Origin of the sequence: Microbacterium sp. zg.Y1084 (genome assembly GCF_024623595.1) — a bacterium.
Lineage (GTDB): Bacteria > Actinomycetota > Actinomycetes > Actinomycetales > Microbacteriaceae > Microbacterium > Microbacterium wangruii.
In genome coordinates this window covers 1-17,068 of record NZ_JANJGV010000006.1, presented here as the reverse complement: position 1 = coordinate 17,068, position 17,068 = coordinate 1, and the positions used below count along the sequence as shown (strand labels likewise).

The following is a 17,068-nucleotide window of genomic DNA, read 5'->3' as shown; positions in this document are numbered from 1 at the left end:
TCATCACGGAGGTGGTGCCCGTGGACATGGTCCTCATGCTGGCGATCCTCGGCGTGGTCGTGATCGCCACGGCGACGGCGCTGGCCCCCCGGGTGAACATCGCGGGCCCGCTGCTGCTGGTCGTCGTGGGACTGGGCGTGAGCCTGCTGCCGTTCGTGCCGGCGGTCGTGATCGACCCGGAGATCATCCTCGTCGGCATCCTGCCCCCACTGCTGTACTCGGCGGCGGTGTCGCTGCCGGCGATCGAGTTTCGCCGGGACCTCACTCCCATCTCCGGGCTGTCGGTGGTGCTGGTGGTCCTGACGACCCTCGCGCTGGCCGCGTTCTTCCTCTGGGCGATCCCGGAGCTCGGCCTGCTGCTGTCGATCGCGCTCGGCGCGATCCTCAGCCCGACGGATGCCGTGGCGACGTCGATCGTGAAGCAGCTGGGCCTGTCGCGGCGGGTCGTGACGATGCTCGAGGGCGAGAGCCTGCTCAATGACGCCACGTCCCTCGTGCTGCTGCGCACCGCGATCGCCGCCGCCGCGACCGGAGGAGCCGTCGCCGCGGGCGAGTTCGCGGCGGCGTTCGCCTGGGGGGTGTTCATCGCGGTCGTCCTCGGCGCGCTCGTGGGCTTTCTCACCCTGCGCTTCCGCGCCTGGGTGGGCCACTCCGCGGCCAACACCGCGATCGGGTTCGCCGTCCCGTTCGCGGCATACCTGCCCACCGAGCAGCTCGGCGGCTCCGGCCTCGTGGCCGCCGTCGTCGCCGGCATCGTCACCGGCCAGGGATCGGCGCGATGGTTCACCGCGGAGCAGCGGATGTCGGACCGGCTCAACTGGCGCACGATCGAACTCGTTCTCGAGGGCGCGGTCTTCCTCATCATGGGTCTGGAGCTGAAGGACCTGTGGGAGCAGAACCTCGCGGAGCAGAACGGCCCCCAGCGGGCTCTGCTGCTGGCGGCGGGTGCGCTGGTGATCGTGCTGGTCATGCGCACCGGCTGGGTGTCGCTCCTGGTGCTGGTGCAGGGGCGGCGCGCCCACGGCGCGCAGCGCGCCCGGCTGGGGGCCATCGACGCCCGCATCGACGCCTACGAGGAGACCTATCTCGACGACCCGCCGCCGCGCGCCGTCGACCGACGTGGCCGCAGAGTCGACCGGCCCCGCGTCGAGCGCCGACTGGCGACGTGGCGCCGTCGCGTGGCCCGCTCGTTCGCCGACATCGACTACTACCAGGCGTCGCCGATCGGCTGGAAGCACGGCGGGGTGATCGTGTGGGCGGGCATGCGCGGCGTGGTCACGCTCGCCGCGGCCCAGACCCTGCCGCGCGAGACGCCGGCGCGCGAGCTGCTGATCCTCACCGCGTTCCTCGTCGCCCTCATCAGCCTGCTCGTGCAGGGGCTCACCCTGCCGTTCTTCACGCGGCTGCTGAGGCTGCCGCCCGAGTCCGGCGTGCGGTCACGCGAAGAGCAGGAGCGCATCGACGCCGAGCTGCGGAGGGCGGCGCAGCAGGCGCTGGCCGGCAACGCGCTGCGACGCGCCGACGGGACACCCTTTCCGCCGGAGCTGCTCGAACACGCCGGCGCGCGGATGGCGGCGGCGCCCGACGACGACGACACCGTGATGGTGCGCGACCGGCTGGAGCTGCGACTTCGACTGATTGCGGTCATGAGGGACCGCCTCGGAGAGCTGTCGCGCAGCGGCCTCGGCTCGGAGGCGCTGCGTCACGCCCTGGCGGAGCTGGATGCCGAGGAGCTCAGTCTGCGCCTGCGGCTGAGCGGCGAGGACGAATGAGGATCGCGCGGTGCCCTGCGCCAGAATGGAAGGGACGAAGGAGCCCATGATGATCGATGTCACGCCGCAGGATCCCGCGCCCGGCCTCGACGACCAGCACCGGGCACCGGCGGACTACGCCGAGTCCATCGCCCTGCCCGTGGAGCCCGACGCCCTGCCGCCGGCGTTCCGGGACCTCGAGCAGTCGCGGGACTGGTGGCTCGCCCGCCCCGCCGGATCGCGGCTCGTGGGGCTCGTGGTCGCCCGCGACGACATGCCCAGCATCGTGCAGCAGCGCGACGAGCTGTCCCGTTTCGGCGTGCCGATCGAAGGGTTCCGCCACCCCGCGCCCGAGACGATGGAGACCTGGCAGGAGCGCCTCACCCGGCTGTTCGGACGGCTTTCGCGCGGAGACGTCGTCGTGGTCGCCACCGTGCACGCCCTGGGCCGCGACGTCGACGAGGAATCCCGCACGATCGCCGAGCTGCGCCGCCGCGGCGTGATCGTGAAGGTCCTCAGCCACACCGGCGACACCGGACCGGTGCCCACCCGGGCATCCTGATCTCAGGACGCGCAGACCTCGGCGGTCGGCGAGCTCTGCCGATCGGCGCGCACCAGGGTGACCTCGATGCAGGTGCGGCCGCCCGGCTCCGCCGGGACGGTGACCGTGGTGTCGGTCGTGGACTGCAGCTTGGTGTCCTCCCCCAGTCGCTGCACCCCCCACAGGAACGAGTCGCCCTCTTCGGCCGCTCCGTTGCGCCAGGCGAAGACCACCCTGTCGCCCTCGACGGTGCCGGTGAGCTCGGCCACCGCCGGAACCCCACCCCCGGGCAGGATGTCCACCGGCCCTTCCTCGTCGGCCGGGGCGGCTGACGGCTCCGGCGCCGGGGCGAGCAGTCCCGCCCCCGCGGCCACCGCGATGCCGGCGCCACCGAGCACGACGACAGCCGCGAGGATGCCGCCGACGAGCGCGCCCGTCCGGCGTGGCCGGGCCGGCGCAGCCTCCGCGCCGTCGGCGCCGTCGGCGCCGTCGGAGGCGGCGGGATCGGCGGGGGCGGTGTGCCCGCCGGCGGCATCCACCCCCGCGGGAGCGGGCTCGTGGAAGGCGGGCGCAGGCGCCGCGTCGCGCAGCGCCCCGAGCGGAGCGGACCGGCGCACCGTCGCCTCCGGCGGAGCGCTCTGCCACACGGGGACGCCGGCGCCCGGGCGCAGCATCGTCGCGCCCACGGTGGTGCCCGCCGGCGGCGCCGTCGTCGCGGCCACCGGCGCGGTCGCCCCGGAGGGCCGCACGACGGGCGGCGGCAGCGACGGATCGATGCTGACGATCCCGCGGATGCGGGTGAGTGCGCCGTCGTCGTCGTCATCGTGAGCCTCGGGGGCGCTGTCGTCGATGACGTCGATGGGAGTGGCGGCCATGTTCAGCTCGAGCTGCACCCGCTGCAGCGCGCGCGCGAAATCGAGCGCGCTGGCGTAGCGGTCGGCCGGGGCCGTGGCCATCGATCGCTCGAGCACCCGCTGCAGCGACGCCGGCGCGTCGGCGCGACCGAGCGGCGGCAGGGCCATCGTGAGGGCGCGCTGGATGAGATCGGCGCTGCCGTTGCGCTCGCCCGGCAGCTCGAATGGCGAGCGGCCCGCCAGCAGCGTGTACACCGTGGCGCCCAGTGCGTAGACGTCTCCCGCGACGCCCGGCGATCCGGCCTCGGCGAACGCCTCGGGCGGCGACCACGGGATCGACATGCCGGTCAGCTCGGCGTCGGTGTCGGCGGCCGTGGCGATGCCGAAGTCGGTGAGAGCGGGACGGTTGTATTCCGTCACGAGAATATTGGCGGGCTTGATGTCGCGATGCAGGATGCCGGCGCGGTGCGCCGTCTCGACGGCAGCCGCCACCTGCACGCCGACGCGCAGCGCCTCGGCCAGCGAGAACGGTTCGCGGCGGTAGCGCGCCTGCAGGTTGGGTCGGGAGCAGTACTCCATGACCAGGTACGGCCGGCCGTCGTCGGAGACACCCGCCTGATAGATGGTGACGATCGCGGGATGGGTCGACAGCTGCGCCATGATGTTGGCTTCGGCGGCGAAGTCGTCCAGCGAGCCCTGGCTGAGGCGGTCCGCCAGCAGCACCTTCACGGCCACGCGCCGCTGGGGCAGCGCCTGGTCGTAGAGGAACACGTCGGCGAAGCCACCCGAGCCCAGCAGCTCCCGGTAGGTGAATCCGGGGAGCTCCGGAGGCGAGGCGGGAAGGCGCGCGGCGCTCATCAACCCTCCCGGTAGGTGACGGTGACCTCATCGCCGAGGCCGAGCGCGTCGCCGTCGAGCAGGATCGTCGCCTCCCCCGGATGCAGGCGCATCGGGCTCACCCCGTCGCGATGCAGGACCGTGCCGTTGGTGGTGTCGAGGTCCACCACCACAGCGGACTCGCCCTCGCGCCGCACCTCGATGTGACTGCGGGAGATGTCCTGGCTGGGGCTTTCCACCGTGATCAGCTGCGGCGCCTCGCCGCCCACGCGGGTCGCGCGGGGGCGACGCCCGATGACCACGTCCCGATCCAGCAGCAGGGTGCGGCCGGTCGACAGCTCCAGCCTCCCCACCGCGGGCGGGCCGGGCACGGGCGGAGCGGGCACGGGCGGCAGGTCGCCGGCGCGCTGGGCGCGCAGGGCCCGTGCCGCGGCGAGGGAGAGTGTGGCCCCGTCGTGGTCGCCCGCCCGGAGGAGCGGCGGGCCGGCCGCGGCATCGGGGGCGGCCGGCTCGATGGCGGGGGCTCCGATCGGCGGCGTCGGCGCTGCGGCATCCGCTGCCGCCGGGCGCGCCCCGGCGTCGGGTGCGGCGGCGTCGTCCTCGGCGGGTTCGGCCACGGCGGCGGCGGCCACCGAGGACATCACCGTCTCCCCCCACAGATGCGCGAACCGCCCGCGGCTGTCCGACTTCACGGTGTCGAGCGGCTCGGCGTCACCACCGGTCGGCGTGCCCTCGGAATCGGCGGCCACGGCACCTTCCCCGGAGGCGGCGGCGGGGCCGTCGTCACCGGCGGGCGCGCCGCCAGCGCCGGGTGCGACGGCATGGTGGGGCGTCGCCGCCTCCACGTCTCCGGTCACCCAGGCGGGAACCTCGGCGAGGATGCCGGCGACCGGCACCCCGGCGGCAGCGAGACCTCCGGGCGCAGCCGCGCCCGCGACAGGCGGAGCCGCCGCGACAGACGCGGCATCCGCAGCAGGCGCGGCATCCACAGGCGCGGCATCCGCCCGAGTGCCGGCGCCGGCCGCGCCCGCAGCAGAGACGTCCGCGCGCGCGTCGCCGTCATCCACGCTCGCGGAGCGCAGCTCCACGGTGATGGCGTCGGCGCGTGCAACGCCGTCGACGAGCGGCAGCCCGGGGGCGGTGTCCGCCTCGGCAGGGAGCACCGTCAGGGTCACGGCGTGCGCGTCGGCGACGACGTGTTCCGCCCACGTCGCGACCCCCGCCCCGCTGAGCACGCAGGTGCGCCCGGCGGCGTCGGTGACGCGCGCTTCCACCGCCCCTCGCAGCAGCACGCGGGCAGGGTCACCGGTGAACAGCAGCGCCAGCGGCGGCAGGTCGGCGAAACGTCCACCTGCACCGGTGGCGGCATCGAGCACGTCGCCGGGGCCTCCGCCGGCGGCGAGCACCCGCCACACCCCTTCCACGACCGCCACCTCGGCCTCGGCGGCCAGCAGCGCCAGGCCGTGCGGGGCGGCCACGGCGTAGGCGCCGCCAGGGCGATGCCTGGCCGGCTCAGGGCGTGGTGCGGTCATGGCTGCTCCTTCACAGCGGCGGGTGAAGTGCCGCCTCGGGGGGTGCGGCGGTGCGCGCCCGCAGGCGACAGCAGCGACCGCGGGCTCAGCCGCGATCGTAGCCGACGCCAGAACCCGACCGAGCCGCGCAGGCCCCCGATGACCTCGTCGACGTCGCGCCACAGCGCCTCGACGTCCTCGTCGGCCGGCTCTCCCGGGCCGAAGATCCCGGCGTCCGCACGCTCGGCCACGACGACCACCCCGGGCGCCGTGAGCGCCTCCGCCACCTCGCGCGCGTCCTCACGGCGCGTGCCGCCGGTGGGCGGCTTCGCGCCGAGGTCGCGCGCGGTGTCGACGATCTCGTCCCATGCGCCCTGCGCCCGCTCCGACGGCGCGCCCCGCCCGCGGCGACGCCGGTAGCGCAGCAGCTTCAGCAGCAGCACGGCCAGGAACGGCGCCGCCAGCACGAGCAGCAGCCCCACCGCGGCGGCGATGAGACCCAGCACGCCCAGCCAGGCGAAGGCCCCCTCGTCGTCCTCGTCGTCCGCGCCTTCGTCCTCGGGGACGTCGGGCGGAAGGTTCACCGGATCCTGAGCGGGCGGCGGCGGCTGCAGGGTCTGGGGCTGCAGCTGGGTCTGCGGCACGGTCTGCTGGTCGGTGGGGATCTGATCCTCGGGCGGGGTGGGATCGAACACCACCCAGCCGTGTTCGTCGAACGCGATCTCCACCCAGGCGTGCAGGTTGTCGCCCGTCGCGGTGAAGGTGCTGCCGGCGGCATCCTCGTCGGGGTAGAAGCCCATGACGACCCGGGCCGGAAGCCCGAGCTGTCCCGCCAGCAGCGCCATCGTCACGGCGTACTGCTCGTCATCGCCCACCATCCGCTCGGGCGTGGCCAGCAGCGCCTGAACGCGCTCCGATCCGTGGCCGGCCCGCGAGACGGCCTCGCCTTCGAGCCCGTGACTGAAGAACCCCTTGGTCGACAGGGCCGTCGCCAGCGCAGCGGCCTGCTCGAAGGGCGACGACGCTCCGCCGGCCATGGATCCCGCCACCGAGGCGGCACCCTCGGGCACGTTCTTCTGCGGCGGCAGCTGCAGCGGGGCGACGGCGGCTTCCTCGAGCTCGCCTCGGGTGGGGGTGCGGGGAACGACGACGTCCAGCGTGTACCGGTCACCCTCGCGCAGCCCCGAGGTGACCACGCCCACGCCCGTCGCGCGGTTGTAGAACGTCGAGCGACGCAGGTCGTCGGCGCGGTCGCCGTCGTAGCGGATGCCGGTGAGATAGCCGACGCCGGGCAGCCACACGCCGCGCAGCGCGCCGACCTCCACCTCGACGGTGGCCTGCTCGCCGTCGACGGCGGCGGGCACCCGATCGCCCAGCCGCTGGAAGCTGGCCGACGCTCCCGCGCCCTCACTGGCCACGTTGTAGACGACGCCGTCGTAGGCATCGAGGGTGGCCAGGCGCACCCGTGCCCCCTCGGGCAGTCCCTCGACGGTGAACAGCGTGTCGTCGGCCTTGTCGCGCACGTACGCGCGGAACGACTGCAGAGGACTGACGTAGTCCCGCAGGTCGATCGGGGGCAGGATCGCGTCGCGCACGACGTAGCGCGGGCCCGACGGCGCCGCGGCGGCGCTGACGCCGGCGCCGAGCCCGGCCGCGAGGATGAGCACGACCGCGCCGGCCATCAGGCGGCGGGCGGGCTTCTGCGTCACGATGGAGCCCGCCTCGGCGGACTGCTGCCGCGTCGCGAGTGCGCGGCGGTAGGCCGTCCACCCGATGGCCGCCACCGTGAAGACGGCTCCCTGCACGAGCGGCGCGGCGGGCTGCGTGGTGCCGAACGCGATCGCCAGCACGAGCAGCACCCCCGCCGGCAGCAGAGCCCAGCCGTACGCCCGGGCGCGCAGGGCGACCGACGCCGAGATGACCGAGGTCAGCAGCACCGACAGATACGGCACGACCAGGAACGCGTCGGATGCCTCGAAGGGCGCGACGGCGGTGACGAACTGCTTCCATGAGAACACGACCCCGCCGGCGAGGGTCACCAGACTGTCGAGGGTCGGCACCACCCCGCCCAGCGCGGTGGCGGGGACGGCCAGCGCGGCGCCGAAGAGGAAGTAGGCCGCGACGGTGAGGGCGGCCACCGGCAGCAGCCCCCAGCGCAGCCGCGCGCCCGCCACGGCCACGCCCAGGCCGATCAGGAGGGCGCCGAAGCCGGTCACGAGGAAGAACGAGGTCTCGAAGGCCGGGCCGAACCCGACGATGGAGACGCCGATGAGCACCGCCACGGCGGCGAGGTCCACGGCGGCGCGCACCGGCAGGCGAGGCGATGCGACCGGGGTCGCGCCCGGGCCGGTCATGCCAGCACCCGCCGCAGCGCCACGGGAAGATCCGACAGCGCGCCGAGGGTGAGCACCGTGGCGTCCCCCAGCCGCCGCAGATCCGGTGGCCCTCCCTGCGTGCAGGACACCCCCAGCACCCGCGCGCCCGAGGGCAGCGTGCGTGCGGCGGAGCGCAGCACCGACGTGGAGACCCGCGAGCCGGTGAGCATGACGACGATGCTCGCCTGCAGCGCTTCGGTCTTGACGCGGGCGGCGAGCTCGGGGGTCGACGCCACCGCGTGCCCCGTCTCGATGCGCGAGAGGGCATCGAGCAGCGGCCTGCCGGCGACGGTGGGGACGCCGAAGTCCTGGCTCATCACCGAGATCTCGCGGTCGTCACGCAGCGCCTGCACCGCGATCGAGCCGGCGGCGGAGACGGCCAGCTCGAACTCCTCGGGATCGGCGTACTCGGCGGCGTTGCGCGACAGCGCGACCACGATGTGCGAACGGCGGGTGTCTTCGAACTGTCGCACCATGAGCGTTCCCGTGCGCGCGGTCGAGCGCCAGTGCACGTGGCGGCGATCGTCGCCCGGGGCGTAGGGGCGCAGGGCGTGGAAGGACACGTCGTCCCGTGACAGGTCGCGTGTCGGAAGGCCCTCGAGATCGCGCAGGAACCCGGCCGACATCCCGTCGAGCCCCACCGTGTGCGGGTGCACGAACAGCTCCAGCGGATCGCTCCACGCCTGGGTGCGCTGGAAGATGCCCAGCGGGTCGCCGCGCACGGCGCTGACCGGGCCGACGGTGAGCACGGCACGACGGGTGGTGGGAATGGCGAAGAGGTCGTCGTGGGCGGCCCCGGGTGCCAGCCGCGGCACCTCGAACACCGGACGGGCCTGCCCGACGGGGAGGATGGCGCGCGCGGGCAGGATGGCCCGGGTGCCGGGGTTGCGCAGCGTCAGGCTGCCCACCGCGCGCTCTCCCACCACCACGCGCTGGCGCGTGAGATCCAGCGACACGTCGTAGCGGGTGCGTCCGATGAGAAAGCCGGCGCACACCGCCAGCAGGGCCACGCCGCACAGGGCCAGGGTGGTCAGCTCCCACCACCCCAGCACAGCCCCGGCGAGACCGGCGACGACGGTCGCGACCACGACGCCGGCTCCGAGCGGGGTGACGACGCCGAGCACGCGTCCCATCCGGCGCGCGACCGGCGCGACGATCGGCCCGACGACGGGCGCGACGGACGCCTCGTACCGCGCCCGCAGGGTTCGGCGCGGAGCCGCCGTGACCGTGCGGCGGGCACCCCGCCGGGGCAGCGACGGGGTGGCGGGCTCGGCGGCGGCCGTCATGCCGCCGCGCGCGCCTGCGGCGCCGGGGTGTCCTCGAGGACGCGCTGCAGGATGCCGGCTGCGGTGACGCCGGAGAACTCCGCCTCGGGGTCGAGCACGAGTCGGTGGCTCCACACCGGCAGCGCGAGCGCCTTGATGTCGTCGGGCAGCACGTAGTGCCGACCGTCGGATGCCGCGCGCACCTTGGCGGCGCGGACGATCGCGAGCATGCCGCGCACCGACACCCCGAGGGTCGTCTCGCGGGTGTCACGGGTGGCCTCGGCCAGCTGCGCGGCGTAGCGCAGCAGCACCGGGTCCACGTGCACCGTGGCCGCGAGGTCGGCCATCTCCGCCACGGCGTGGGAGGTGATCACGGGCGTGAGGTGTGCGGTGGGGTTGCGGTCGGCGGAGCCGGCGAGGATGCGCTCGGCGGCCGCGAGGTCGGGATAGCCGATCGTCGTCTTCAGCAGGAAGCGGTCGAGCTGCGCTTCGGGCAGCTTGTACGTGCCGGCCTGCTCGATGGGGTTCTGCGTCGCGATGACGAGGAACGGCCGCCCCACCTCGTGGGCGACGCCATCGACGGTCACACGTGACTCCTCCATGACCTCCAGCAGGGCGGACTGGGTCTTGGGCGACGCGCGGTTGATCTCATCGGCGAGCACCACCTGGGCGAACACGGGTCCCTTGTGGAAATCGAACCGGTGGGTGGCCTGGTCGTAGATCGTCACGCCCGTCACGTCCGACGGCAGCAGGTCGGGCGTGAACTGGATGCGGCTGCTCGTGCCCTGCACGGTGGCCGCCAGGGCGCGCGCGAGGCTCGTCTTGCCGGTTCCGGGGGCATCCTCCAGCAGCACGTGCCCCTCGGCGAGCATGGCGGTCAGCACGAGACGCACCACCTCGTCCTTGCCGAGCACGGCGTGACCGACGTTGTCGGCCAGGCGCGTGAAGGTGTCACGGAACCAGGCGGCCTGCTCCACGGTCATCGTCATCTTGCGCATCTCCTCGGGTTGGTCAGTCATCACCACGTCGTGGGTTTCGGCTGGCTCGCGTCGGGCACCCCCGGGAGCTGCACCTGAACGGTGTGCCCCCGCCCCGGGTTTCCGTACCAGCACTGCAGTGGGGTGGTCCCGCCTGCGGCGAAGTAGACGGGGCCCTCCCAGTCGTTGAACTGGCTGCCGTTCGCGAGGCACCGGTAGCGATAGTTCCCCGCGGGGAAGTCCCGCTCGGTCTGCACCGTCAGGAAATAGCAGGTCGTGGCGCACCCGCCCGTCACCGCGCCCTTCGCCGTCTGCGCGCCGTTCTGCGGCGCGGGCCGAGGCGCGGTGGAGGCCTGTGCGGAACCGGCGGCGCTGACCTGACCCTCGGTGTCGACGGCCTGCACGCGGATCCCGTGCGTCTGGTCGTAGCCGTTGCCCACACGGCGGCTGCCGTTGGCCGCGACACTCTCCCAACCGCCGTTGTTGACCTTGATCTGCACCGTCACGTCGCGGCCGTTGAGCGCGGGCTTGGACCAGCTGAACACCACGGAGGTGCCGTCGCGCTGCGCACTGACCCCCGGCGTGTTCGGCTTGCCGTACGGGACCACCTGGTTCGACGCCGGCGAGGCGGCGCTGGCGTAGGCGGCGTCCATCCTGTTGACGGCACGGAGGCGCACCGAGTAACCGGTCCCGTTGCCGAGACCGGCGATCGTGCCGGTGATGGTGGCGCTCTTGTCCAGCGCGGCCCAGTCGCCGCGCCATTCGCCGCCGTTGAGCGAGTACTGGTAGTCGAGCTCCGCCGGGTTCGCCCCGTTGCCCGCAGCGGCCTGCGCGGTGACCACGAGCTGCCGGTCACCCGGTCGGGCCTGTGCGGCGCCCGGCGCGCCCGGATTCACGAAGGCGCGGATCGGGGCCGAGGTGGCGCTGAACGCGCCCCGCCCCGCCTTGTTGGTGGCGGCGACCGAGAACGTGTAGTCCGTGGTCGAGGCTTCCACATTGACGGCCTGCGAGGTCACCCCGCCGCCGATGTTCTCCAGGGTGGTCATGACGGCGCCGCCGCGCATCACCTGCAGCGTGTAGGAGCTGATGGGGTCGCCGTTCGCCGCCGGGGGCGACCAGTTCACCTGCAGCTGCGCCTGCGTTCCGACCGGCGAGAGCCGGGCGGTGGTGGGCGCAGCGGGTGCGGCCGGCGGGCCCGCCGGGATCTCGCTCGGCGACCAGCTGCTCCAGCTCGACGGCTCCGGGGCGCGGTTCACGGCGCGCACCCGCACCTGGTACGAGGTGCCGTTCTCCAGGCCCTCCCACCGCAACGCGTTGCCGGTGACGCCGGTCTTCTGCGTCGCACCGGACGGCGGCGCGGGCGAGATCTCGAGGTCGAACGACTCCACCGGCGATCCCGGTGTCGTCGGCGTCGTCCACGAGATGTCCAGCGCACGGTCGCCGAAGCCCAGTCGCGGGGGCTGCGGCGTGTCCGGTCGCGCGTCGGGGCGCGCGGTGGCCGACGGCGCCGACGCGTCGGAGGTGCCGACGCGGTTCGTCGCCGTGACGGTGAAGTTGTACTCGACGTTGTTGGTCAGCCCGTCCAGCGTGCACGTCGTCGACGCGCACGTCTTCGTGTAGTTCCCCGCGGTCGAGGTGACCGTGTACGACGTGATCTCGGCGCCGTTGTTCGACGGCGGCGTCCACGACAGCACGACGGTGCGATCCTGCACGCTCGAGACGGTGGGCGTGCCGGGGATCTCGGGACGCCCCTGCACGGTGAGGCGGATGCGACCGTCGACGTCGCGGTCCGCGTCGCCGGTGGCGTCGCGCACCCGGTAGCGCACCACGAGGCTGCCGACGAACTCCGCCCCCGGGGTGACCTCGACGCGGCCGTCGGGCAGTGCCCGCGGCTGACCCTTGGTCTGTCCCACCTCGACCTGCGCGTCGATGACGGTCAGCGGCTGGTCGGGGAACGGGCTCTGGTCGTTGGCGAGCACGTCGATCGTCTGCGTCACGCCCTGCGGCGCCTCGGAGAGGACGTCGTCGCTGGCCACGGCGAGCGGGCGGCTGGATGCCGTGACCGTGGCGGTCATCGTGGCTGCGACGGGGTCGCTTTCGCCGTCGGTGACCTCGACCTGGATCGGCGCGATGGTGCCCTTGGGGGTGGAGGTGTCCGCCGACACGCTCAGCACTGCGTCGGACACCGAGGCCGAGAAGCCGTCCGGCACCGATCCGGCCAGGCGGAAGGTGAGCTCGTCCTCCTCGTTCGGGTCGGATGCCAGCGCCCGCAGGTCGAGCGTCGCGGCTTCCTCGCCCGGCGACACGGTGAGCGCCGCGCCCGAGAGGGTGGGCGGCTCGTTGTCGGGCGGCAGCACGGTGATCGGCAGCGTCAGCGTCGCGACCCGGCCCTCGGGGTCGTCGGGGCCGGTGCCGTCGGTGACCTCGAAGGTGATGGCATCCGCCCCGTGGTACCCGTCCGCCGAGGTGTACACGAGCACGTCGGCGTCCTTGACCAGCGGTTCGCCGTTGGAGTGCACCGCCGAGACCTTGGCCGCCTCCGTCACGATCGCCCGGCCGCCACCGGCGACGAGCACGTGGTCGGCGAGGGGGATCTGCACCCGCTCCCCACTCATCACCTCGATGCCACCGGTCGTGCGCAGCGAGGGGCGCAGGTCGGCCATGCCGGGCACGTGGATGAACGCCGCGGCCGACAGGTCGTCGCCGTCGGTGACGTCGTAGCGCACGACGCGCGCCTCCGGCAGCACGGGCACGCGCACGACACCGCCGGAGCGCACCGACACGTCCTCCTCGTCGGTGGTGATCGCGAGGCGATCGCGCACGCCGTCGGGGTCCTCGTCGTTGAGCAGCACCTCGACGTCGACCGTCTCGCCGTCGCCGATGTCGGCGATGGTCACCCGGTCATCGCGTGCGATCGGCGCCTGCAGGGGCACGTCCGGGTCGACCGTGACCACCAGGGCGCCCACGGCCGACGCGCCCTGCGCATCGCGGATCGTGTAGGTGAGGGTCTTGGTCCCCGGCTCCTCACCGCTGGTGATGAACACGCGGTCACCCGTCACCGACGCCTCGATGCCCTCGGGCACCTCCAGCCCGCTCTCGAGCAGCACGATCTCGTCGCCCTCGGGGTCGGAGTCGTTCACGGTGACAGGCACCGCGACGGTGCGCTGCGGCCGCATCAGCACGACGTCCTTCACCGCGAAGGGCGCCTGGTTCACCGCCGCCGACGGGGCGATGCCCACGCGGATCGAGGCGGTCGCCGAGCGGCCGAGCCGGTCCTGCACCGTGTAGGTGAACTCGTCGGTGCCCGTGGCGTCGCCGAAGGGCTCGTACCGCAGGAAGTTCTGTCCCACCTCGAGCACGCGACCCTTGCCGGGCGCGGATGCCACGCCCACCAGTTGCACCGAATCGCCGTCCGGGTCGATCCCGTCGAGCGGAATCGGGATCTTCACCGCCGTGCCGCTGAGCGCGCGGGCGGTCAGGTCGCGCGGGCGCGGCGCCTGGTTGTTCTCCGCGTCGACGGGGAGGATCTGGATGGTGACGTAGCCGGCATCCTTCTGGTCCTGGGAGTCGGCGACCTCGTAGGTGGCGTAGACGGTCTTGGCCTCGGGACCGGCGCGGAACCGCAACGTGTCCTCCGAGACGAACACCTCGCCGTCAGCAGGGTCCATCAACGGGTCGATCAGGTCGGGCAGCACCCGGATCGCGTCGCCGTTGGGGTGGTAGTCGTTCTCCATCACCGGGATCGTCGCCACGTCTCCGGCGCGCACCACGATGGAGTCGTCGGCGGCCACCGGCGGGCGCAGCTGCGCGGGGGCGGGGATGGGGATCACCACGACGTCGCCCTGCGCGGAGTGGCGTCCGTTGGAGATCTGGTACTGGATGGTCACCGGCTGCGACAGACCCGACTGGTCGGTCACGAGCAGGTAGCGGTGGTCGGTGACGGCAACCGAGACGCGGGCGTCGGGCGGCACCGTCACCGACTGCACCACGAGGATGCCGCCGGAGGGGTCGGAGTCGTTGGCGAGCACGTCGATGCGCACATCCTGCCCGGAAGGCAGCAGCGCCACGTCGCGCACGGCGACGGGTTTCTCGTCGGCGTCCGCCTGGGGCAGCACGTCCATGCGGACCAGGCCGATCACCGTCTGCGGCCCGTCGGTGGCCAGATACTGCACGTAGTAGACGCCGGGAGTCGACGACGCGAACGAGAACGTTCCGGCGTTGTAGTCGGGCTGCAATCGGGTACCGGCGACCTCGGTCACCCGGGCGAGACGCAGCGGAGCGCCGCTGGGCGAGACGTCGTTGTCCAGCGGCGAGACGGTGACCTTCTCGTCCACCCGCAGCACGACGTGATCGGGCGTGGTGATCGGCTTCGTGGAGCCGACCGGGCGCACATCGACCTGCACGACGCCGACGGTGTCCTTGTCGCCGTCGGACACGGTGATCGCCACTTCGCGCCGGCCCTGCACCGAGCCCACGGCGCGGAAGGTGATCTCGCCGTCCGAGGCGAAATCGACCTCGTCACCGCCATCGACGACGGCCGACCGCAGGAACATGTCGTCGCCGTCGGGGTCCACCCAGTCCAGCAGGGTGCTGTAGGTCACCTGCCCGCCCTGCTCGACCACCACCACCGGCACCTTGCGCTGCACCGGCGCCTGGTTCACCGTCCAGGGTCGCACCTCGAGGGAGACGGTGGCCTGGTCGGTGCCGCCAGGGCGGCCGTCGTTCACCTCGTAGGTGAACACGTCCCGACCGGTCGCGCCCTCGGGAACCGTGATCTGCAGCGCGCGCCCGCCGTAGATGGGCGCGATCTCCCCGATCGACACCCCGCCCTGCGCCGTCGCGGTCAGCACGTCGCCGTCGGGGTCGTTGTCATTGTCGAGCACGGGCAGCACGGTGGTGCGTCCCGGCCGCACGCCGAAGTCGTCGTCCTCGGCGACCGGCGGGTGGTTGATCTCGGTGCGCTCGGGCAGCGACGTCTCCTCGGCCACCTCCGTCGACGTCTGGTCGGTCTCGTCACCACCCTCCGGCGGGATGATGTCGTCCCAGTTGTCGACGAGCTCGAGCGCGTCGGTGACCGTCCACGCCGAGCCGGCGACGACGTCGTTGAGCACGACGACGTCGCGGTTCACGCGGAACACCACGGCGGCATCCGCCGCCATGCCGGGGATGTCGGAGACCAGGTCGTCGGTGTCGTGCGGGCAGTCGCGCGCGAACCGGGCAGAGCCTCCCCAGGCGCCGTAGACGCAGCCCTTGAGGGAGACGGGCGCGGCGGGCGCACCGGTGCCACCGGCTTCGACCTCGGCGATGGGACCGTCGGAGAGCGGCACGGTCACGAGGCTGGTGGGGGTCGCGTAGCCGACATGGCCGCTGTAGGTCGAGGGATGCTGCAGCACCGCGTCGGCGACGCCGTCGAGGTCGCGCAGGCCGAGACCCGCCACCCACAGCCGCGCGTCCGTGCGGTTCAGCACCACCGGCGTCGTGTCGGCGACCGTGATGGCGACGTCGTCGCCCTTGTCGAGCCCTTCGACCTCCTGCGCCGAGACGTCGGCCTGCTCGGGACCCGGGCGCACCGTGGTGACCGTCCCCTGCTCGGGAGAGGCGACGTAGACGGTGCCGTCGGCACCGGTGACCGACACGGCGCCCTTGCCGAAGCTGGCGACGGGGTCGTCCGCAGCGGCGGCGAAGCCCTGCAGGGCCGAGGGCGAGGTGACCCACAGCGCGCCGTCGGTCGGCTCCAGCACCGAGACCGTGTCGCCGCCCACGCCCACCGACGACCCCGCGGGGATGTCGACATCGGCGGTCGTGGAGACCGTGGCGACGTCCACAGGGGCGACGGAGGAGTTCTCCTCGTCGAGGACGAGCACCGTGCGGCCGTGCTGCACGATGTCGTAGGTGTCCGAGACCGTGCGCAGCCCGGCGTCCAGCACGCCGGAGGCGTCGTTGAAGCGTCCGACGAGGTAGCTGTCCTGCTTGGTGACCCAGACGGAGCCGTCGTTGAGCTCGACGTCGGTTGTCGGGAACCCCTCGTAGAGGAACGCCATCGTGGTGATCGCCAGAGCGGAGACGGTGACGATGCCCGCCGACGCCAGGGTGCGCGGGCGCGCACCGATCCACGCAAAGGACCTCATGGAAGGACGATCCCCCTTGTCTCATCCAGCGATTTGCGTGGCGTCGGGTCCGACTCTCTCGTCGGCGCCGCTGTCCACCCTAACGTGATCGGCGCGCCGCTCCTGTGGGGAGAACTCCCCATGCCGTCGGGCTCACGCGCGCCAGCAGCCGACGAGGTGATCGTCGACCATCCCGGCCGATTGCATGAGCGCGTACATGGTCGTCGGGCCCACGAAGCGCAGGCCGCGCCGGCGCAGCTCCTTCGACAGCGCCGCGGATGCCGGGGTGACCGCGGGCACCTCTGCGAAGGTCGTCGGGCGCTCCGCGCGCTGGGACGGCGCGAACGACCACATCAGCGCGTCCAGCTCACCCGGGTCCCACTCGCGCACGATGCGGGCGTTGCCGATGACGGCGAGGATCTTCGCCCGGTTGCGCACGATTCCGGCATCCGCCATCAGCCGCTCGACGTCGCTCTCGTCGAAGTCGGCGACGACGGCGGGGTCGAAGCCGGCGAACACCTGCCGGAACCGCGGGCGCTTGCGGAGGATCGTGATCCATGACAGGCCGGCCTGGAAGCCCTCGAGGCTCAGCTTCTCGAACAGCGCGCGGTCGCCGTGCAGCGGGCGACCCCACTCCTCGTCGTGGTAGCGGCGGTATTCGTCGTCGGCGTCCGCCCACGCGCACCGGGCCAGGCCGTCGGGGCCGATACGGATGGCGGGATTCACCCCGCCACCCTACGGCCGGACGACGACGGCGGTGCGGGGAGAGTGGGGCGGGCGGGGGTGGGGGCCCCCCCCCGCCCGGGCGGGGCCGGAGGGGGCGGGTGCGGCGGGGTGGGCGCCCCCCGCG

9 protein-coding genes are annotated in these 17,068 nt (G+C 73.3%); 2 read left to right on the top strand and 7 right to left on the bottom strand.

What is annotated here, in order from left to right; all coding sequences use genetic code 11:
* Nucleotides 1-11: 11 nt before the first annotated feature.
* A complete protein-coding gene (locus tag NQ165_RS09050) occupies nucleotides 12-1,772 on the top strand; it encodes a sodium:proton antiporter (RefSeq protein WP_308208985.1) in 1,761 nt (586 codons plus the stop codon).
* A 49-nt stretch (nucleotides 1,773-1,821) separates the two neighbouring features.
* Complete coding sequence (locus NQ165_RS09045) at nucleotides 1,822-2,313, top strand: recombinase family protein (RefSeq protein ID WP_257532786.1); 492 nt, start codon at nucleotides 1,822-1,824, stop codon at nucleotides 2,311-2,313.
* 2 nt (nucleotides 2,314-2,315) lie between these two features.
* Here the strand turns inward: NQ165_RS09045 and NQ165_RS09040 are convergent, their stop codons facing one another.
* From NQ165_RS09040 to NQ165_RS09010, 7 genes are all read right to left on the bottom strand, one after another.
* Nucleotides 2,316-4,004 carry a serine/threonine-protein kinase gene (locus tag NQ165_RS09040; RefSeq protein ID WP_257532784.1) on the bottom strand — a complete coding sequence of 563 codons (1,689 nt, stop codon included), beginning with the start codon at nucleotides 4,002-4,004 and terminating at the stop codon, nucleotides 2,316-2,318.
* Nucleotides 4,004-5,515 (bottom strand): FHA domain-containing protein, encoded by a 1,512-nt coding sequence (locus NQ165_RS09035; RefSeq protein WP_257532782.1) that lies wholly within the window; start codon nucleotides 5,513-5,515, stop codon nucleotides 4,004-4,006. Before NQ165_RS09035 ends, NQ165_RS09040 begins: the two co-directional genes overlap by 1 nt.
* Nucleotides 5,512-7,848, bottom strand: coding sequence for a transglutaminase domain-containing protein (locus NQ165_RS09030; protein ID WP_257532780.1), 2,337 nt, complete (start codon nucleotides 7,846-7,848; stop codon nucleotides 5,512-5,514). The genes NQ165_RS09035 and NQ165_RS09030 overlap by 4 nt, the downstream gene beginning before the upstream one ends.
* Nucleotides 7,845-9,155, bottom strand: a complete 1,311-nt coding sequence (locus NQ165_RS09025) for a DUF58 domain-containing protein (protein WP_257532778.1) — start codon at nucleotides 9,153-9,155, stop codon at nucleotides 7,845-7,847. The genes NQ165_RS09030 and NQ165_RS09025 overlap by 4 nt, the downstream gene beginning before the upstream one ends.
* Nucleotides 9,152-10,123 (bottom strand): MoxR family ATPase, encoded by a 972-nt coding sequence (locus NQ165_RS09020; protein WP_257533136.1) that lies wholly within the window; start codon nucleotides 10,121-10,123, stop codon nucleotides 9,152-9,154. The genes NQ165_RS09025 and NQ165_RS09020 overlap by 4 nt, the downstream gene beginning before the upstream one ends.
* 29 nt (nucleotides 10,124-10,152) lie before the next feature.
* Entirely contained in the window at nucleotides 10,153-16,239 is a 6,087-nt protein-coding gene (locus NQ165_RS09015; RefSeq protein ID WP_257532776.1) for an Ig-like domain-containing protein, read from the bottom strand.
* Nucleotides 16,240-16,371: 132 nt separating this feature from the next.
* Nucleotides 16,372-16,944, bottom strand: coding sequence for a DNA-3-methyladenine glycosylase I (locus NQ165_RS09010; RefSeq protein WP_308495340.1), 573 nt, complete (start codon nucleotides 16,942-16,944; stop codon nucleotides 16,372-16,374).
* Nucleotides 16,945-17,068: the final 124 nt, after the last annotated feature.

Coding starts and splice junctions, on each gene's coding strand:
- NQ165_RS09045 (WP_257532786.1), top strand. CDS start 1,822: ATGATCGATGTCACGCCGCAGGATCCCGCGCCCGGCCTCGACGACCAG.
- NQ165_RS09040 (WP_257532784.1), bottom strand. CDS start 4,004: ATGAGCGCCGCGCGCCTTCCCGCCTCGCCTCCGGAGCTCCCCGGATTC.
- NQ165_RS09035 (WP_257532782.1), bottom strand. CDS start 5,515: ATGACCGCACCACGCCCTGAGCCGGCCAGGCATCGCCCTGGCGGCGCC.
- NQ165_RS09030 (WP_257532780.1), bottom strand. CDS start 7,848: ATGACCGGCCCGGGCGCGACCCCGGTCGCATCGCCTCGCCTGCCGGTG.
- NQ165_RS09025 (WP_257532778.1), bottom strand. CDS start 9,155: ATGACGGCCGCCGCCGAGCCCGCCACCCCGTCGCTGCCCCGGCGGGGT.
- NQ165_RS09020 (WP_257533136.1), bottom strand. CDS start 10,123: ATGACGATGACCGTGGAGCAGGCCGCCTGGTTCCGTGACACCTTCACG.
- NQ165_RS09015 (WP_257532776.1), bottom strand. CDS start 16,239: ATGAGGTCCTTTGCGTGGATCGGTGCGCGCCCGCGCACCCTGGCGTCG.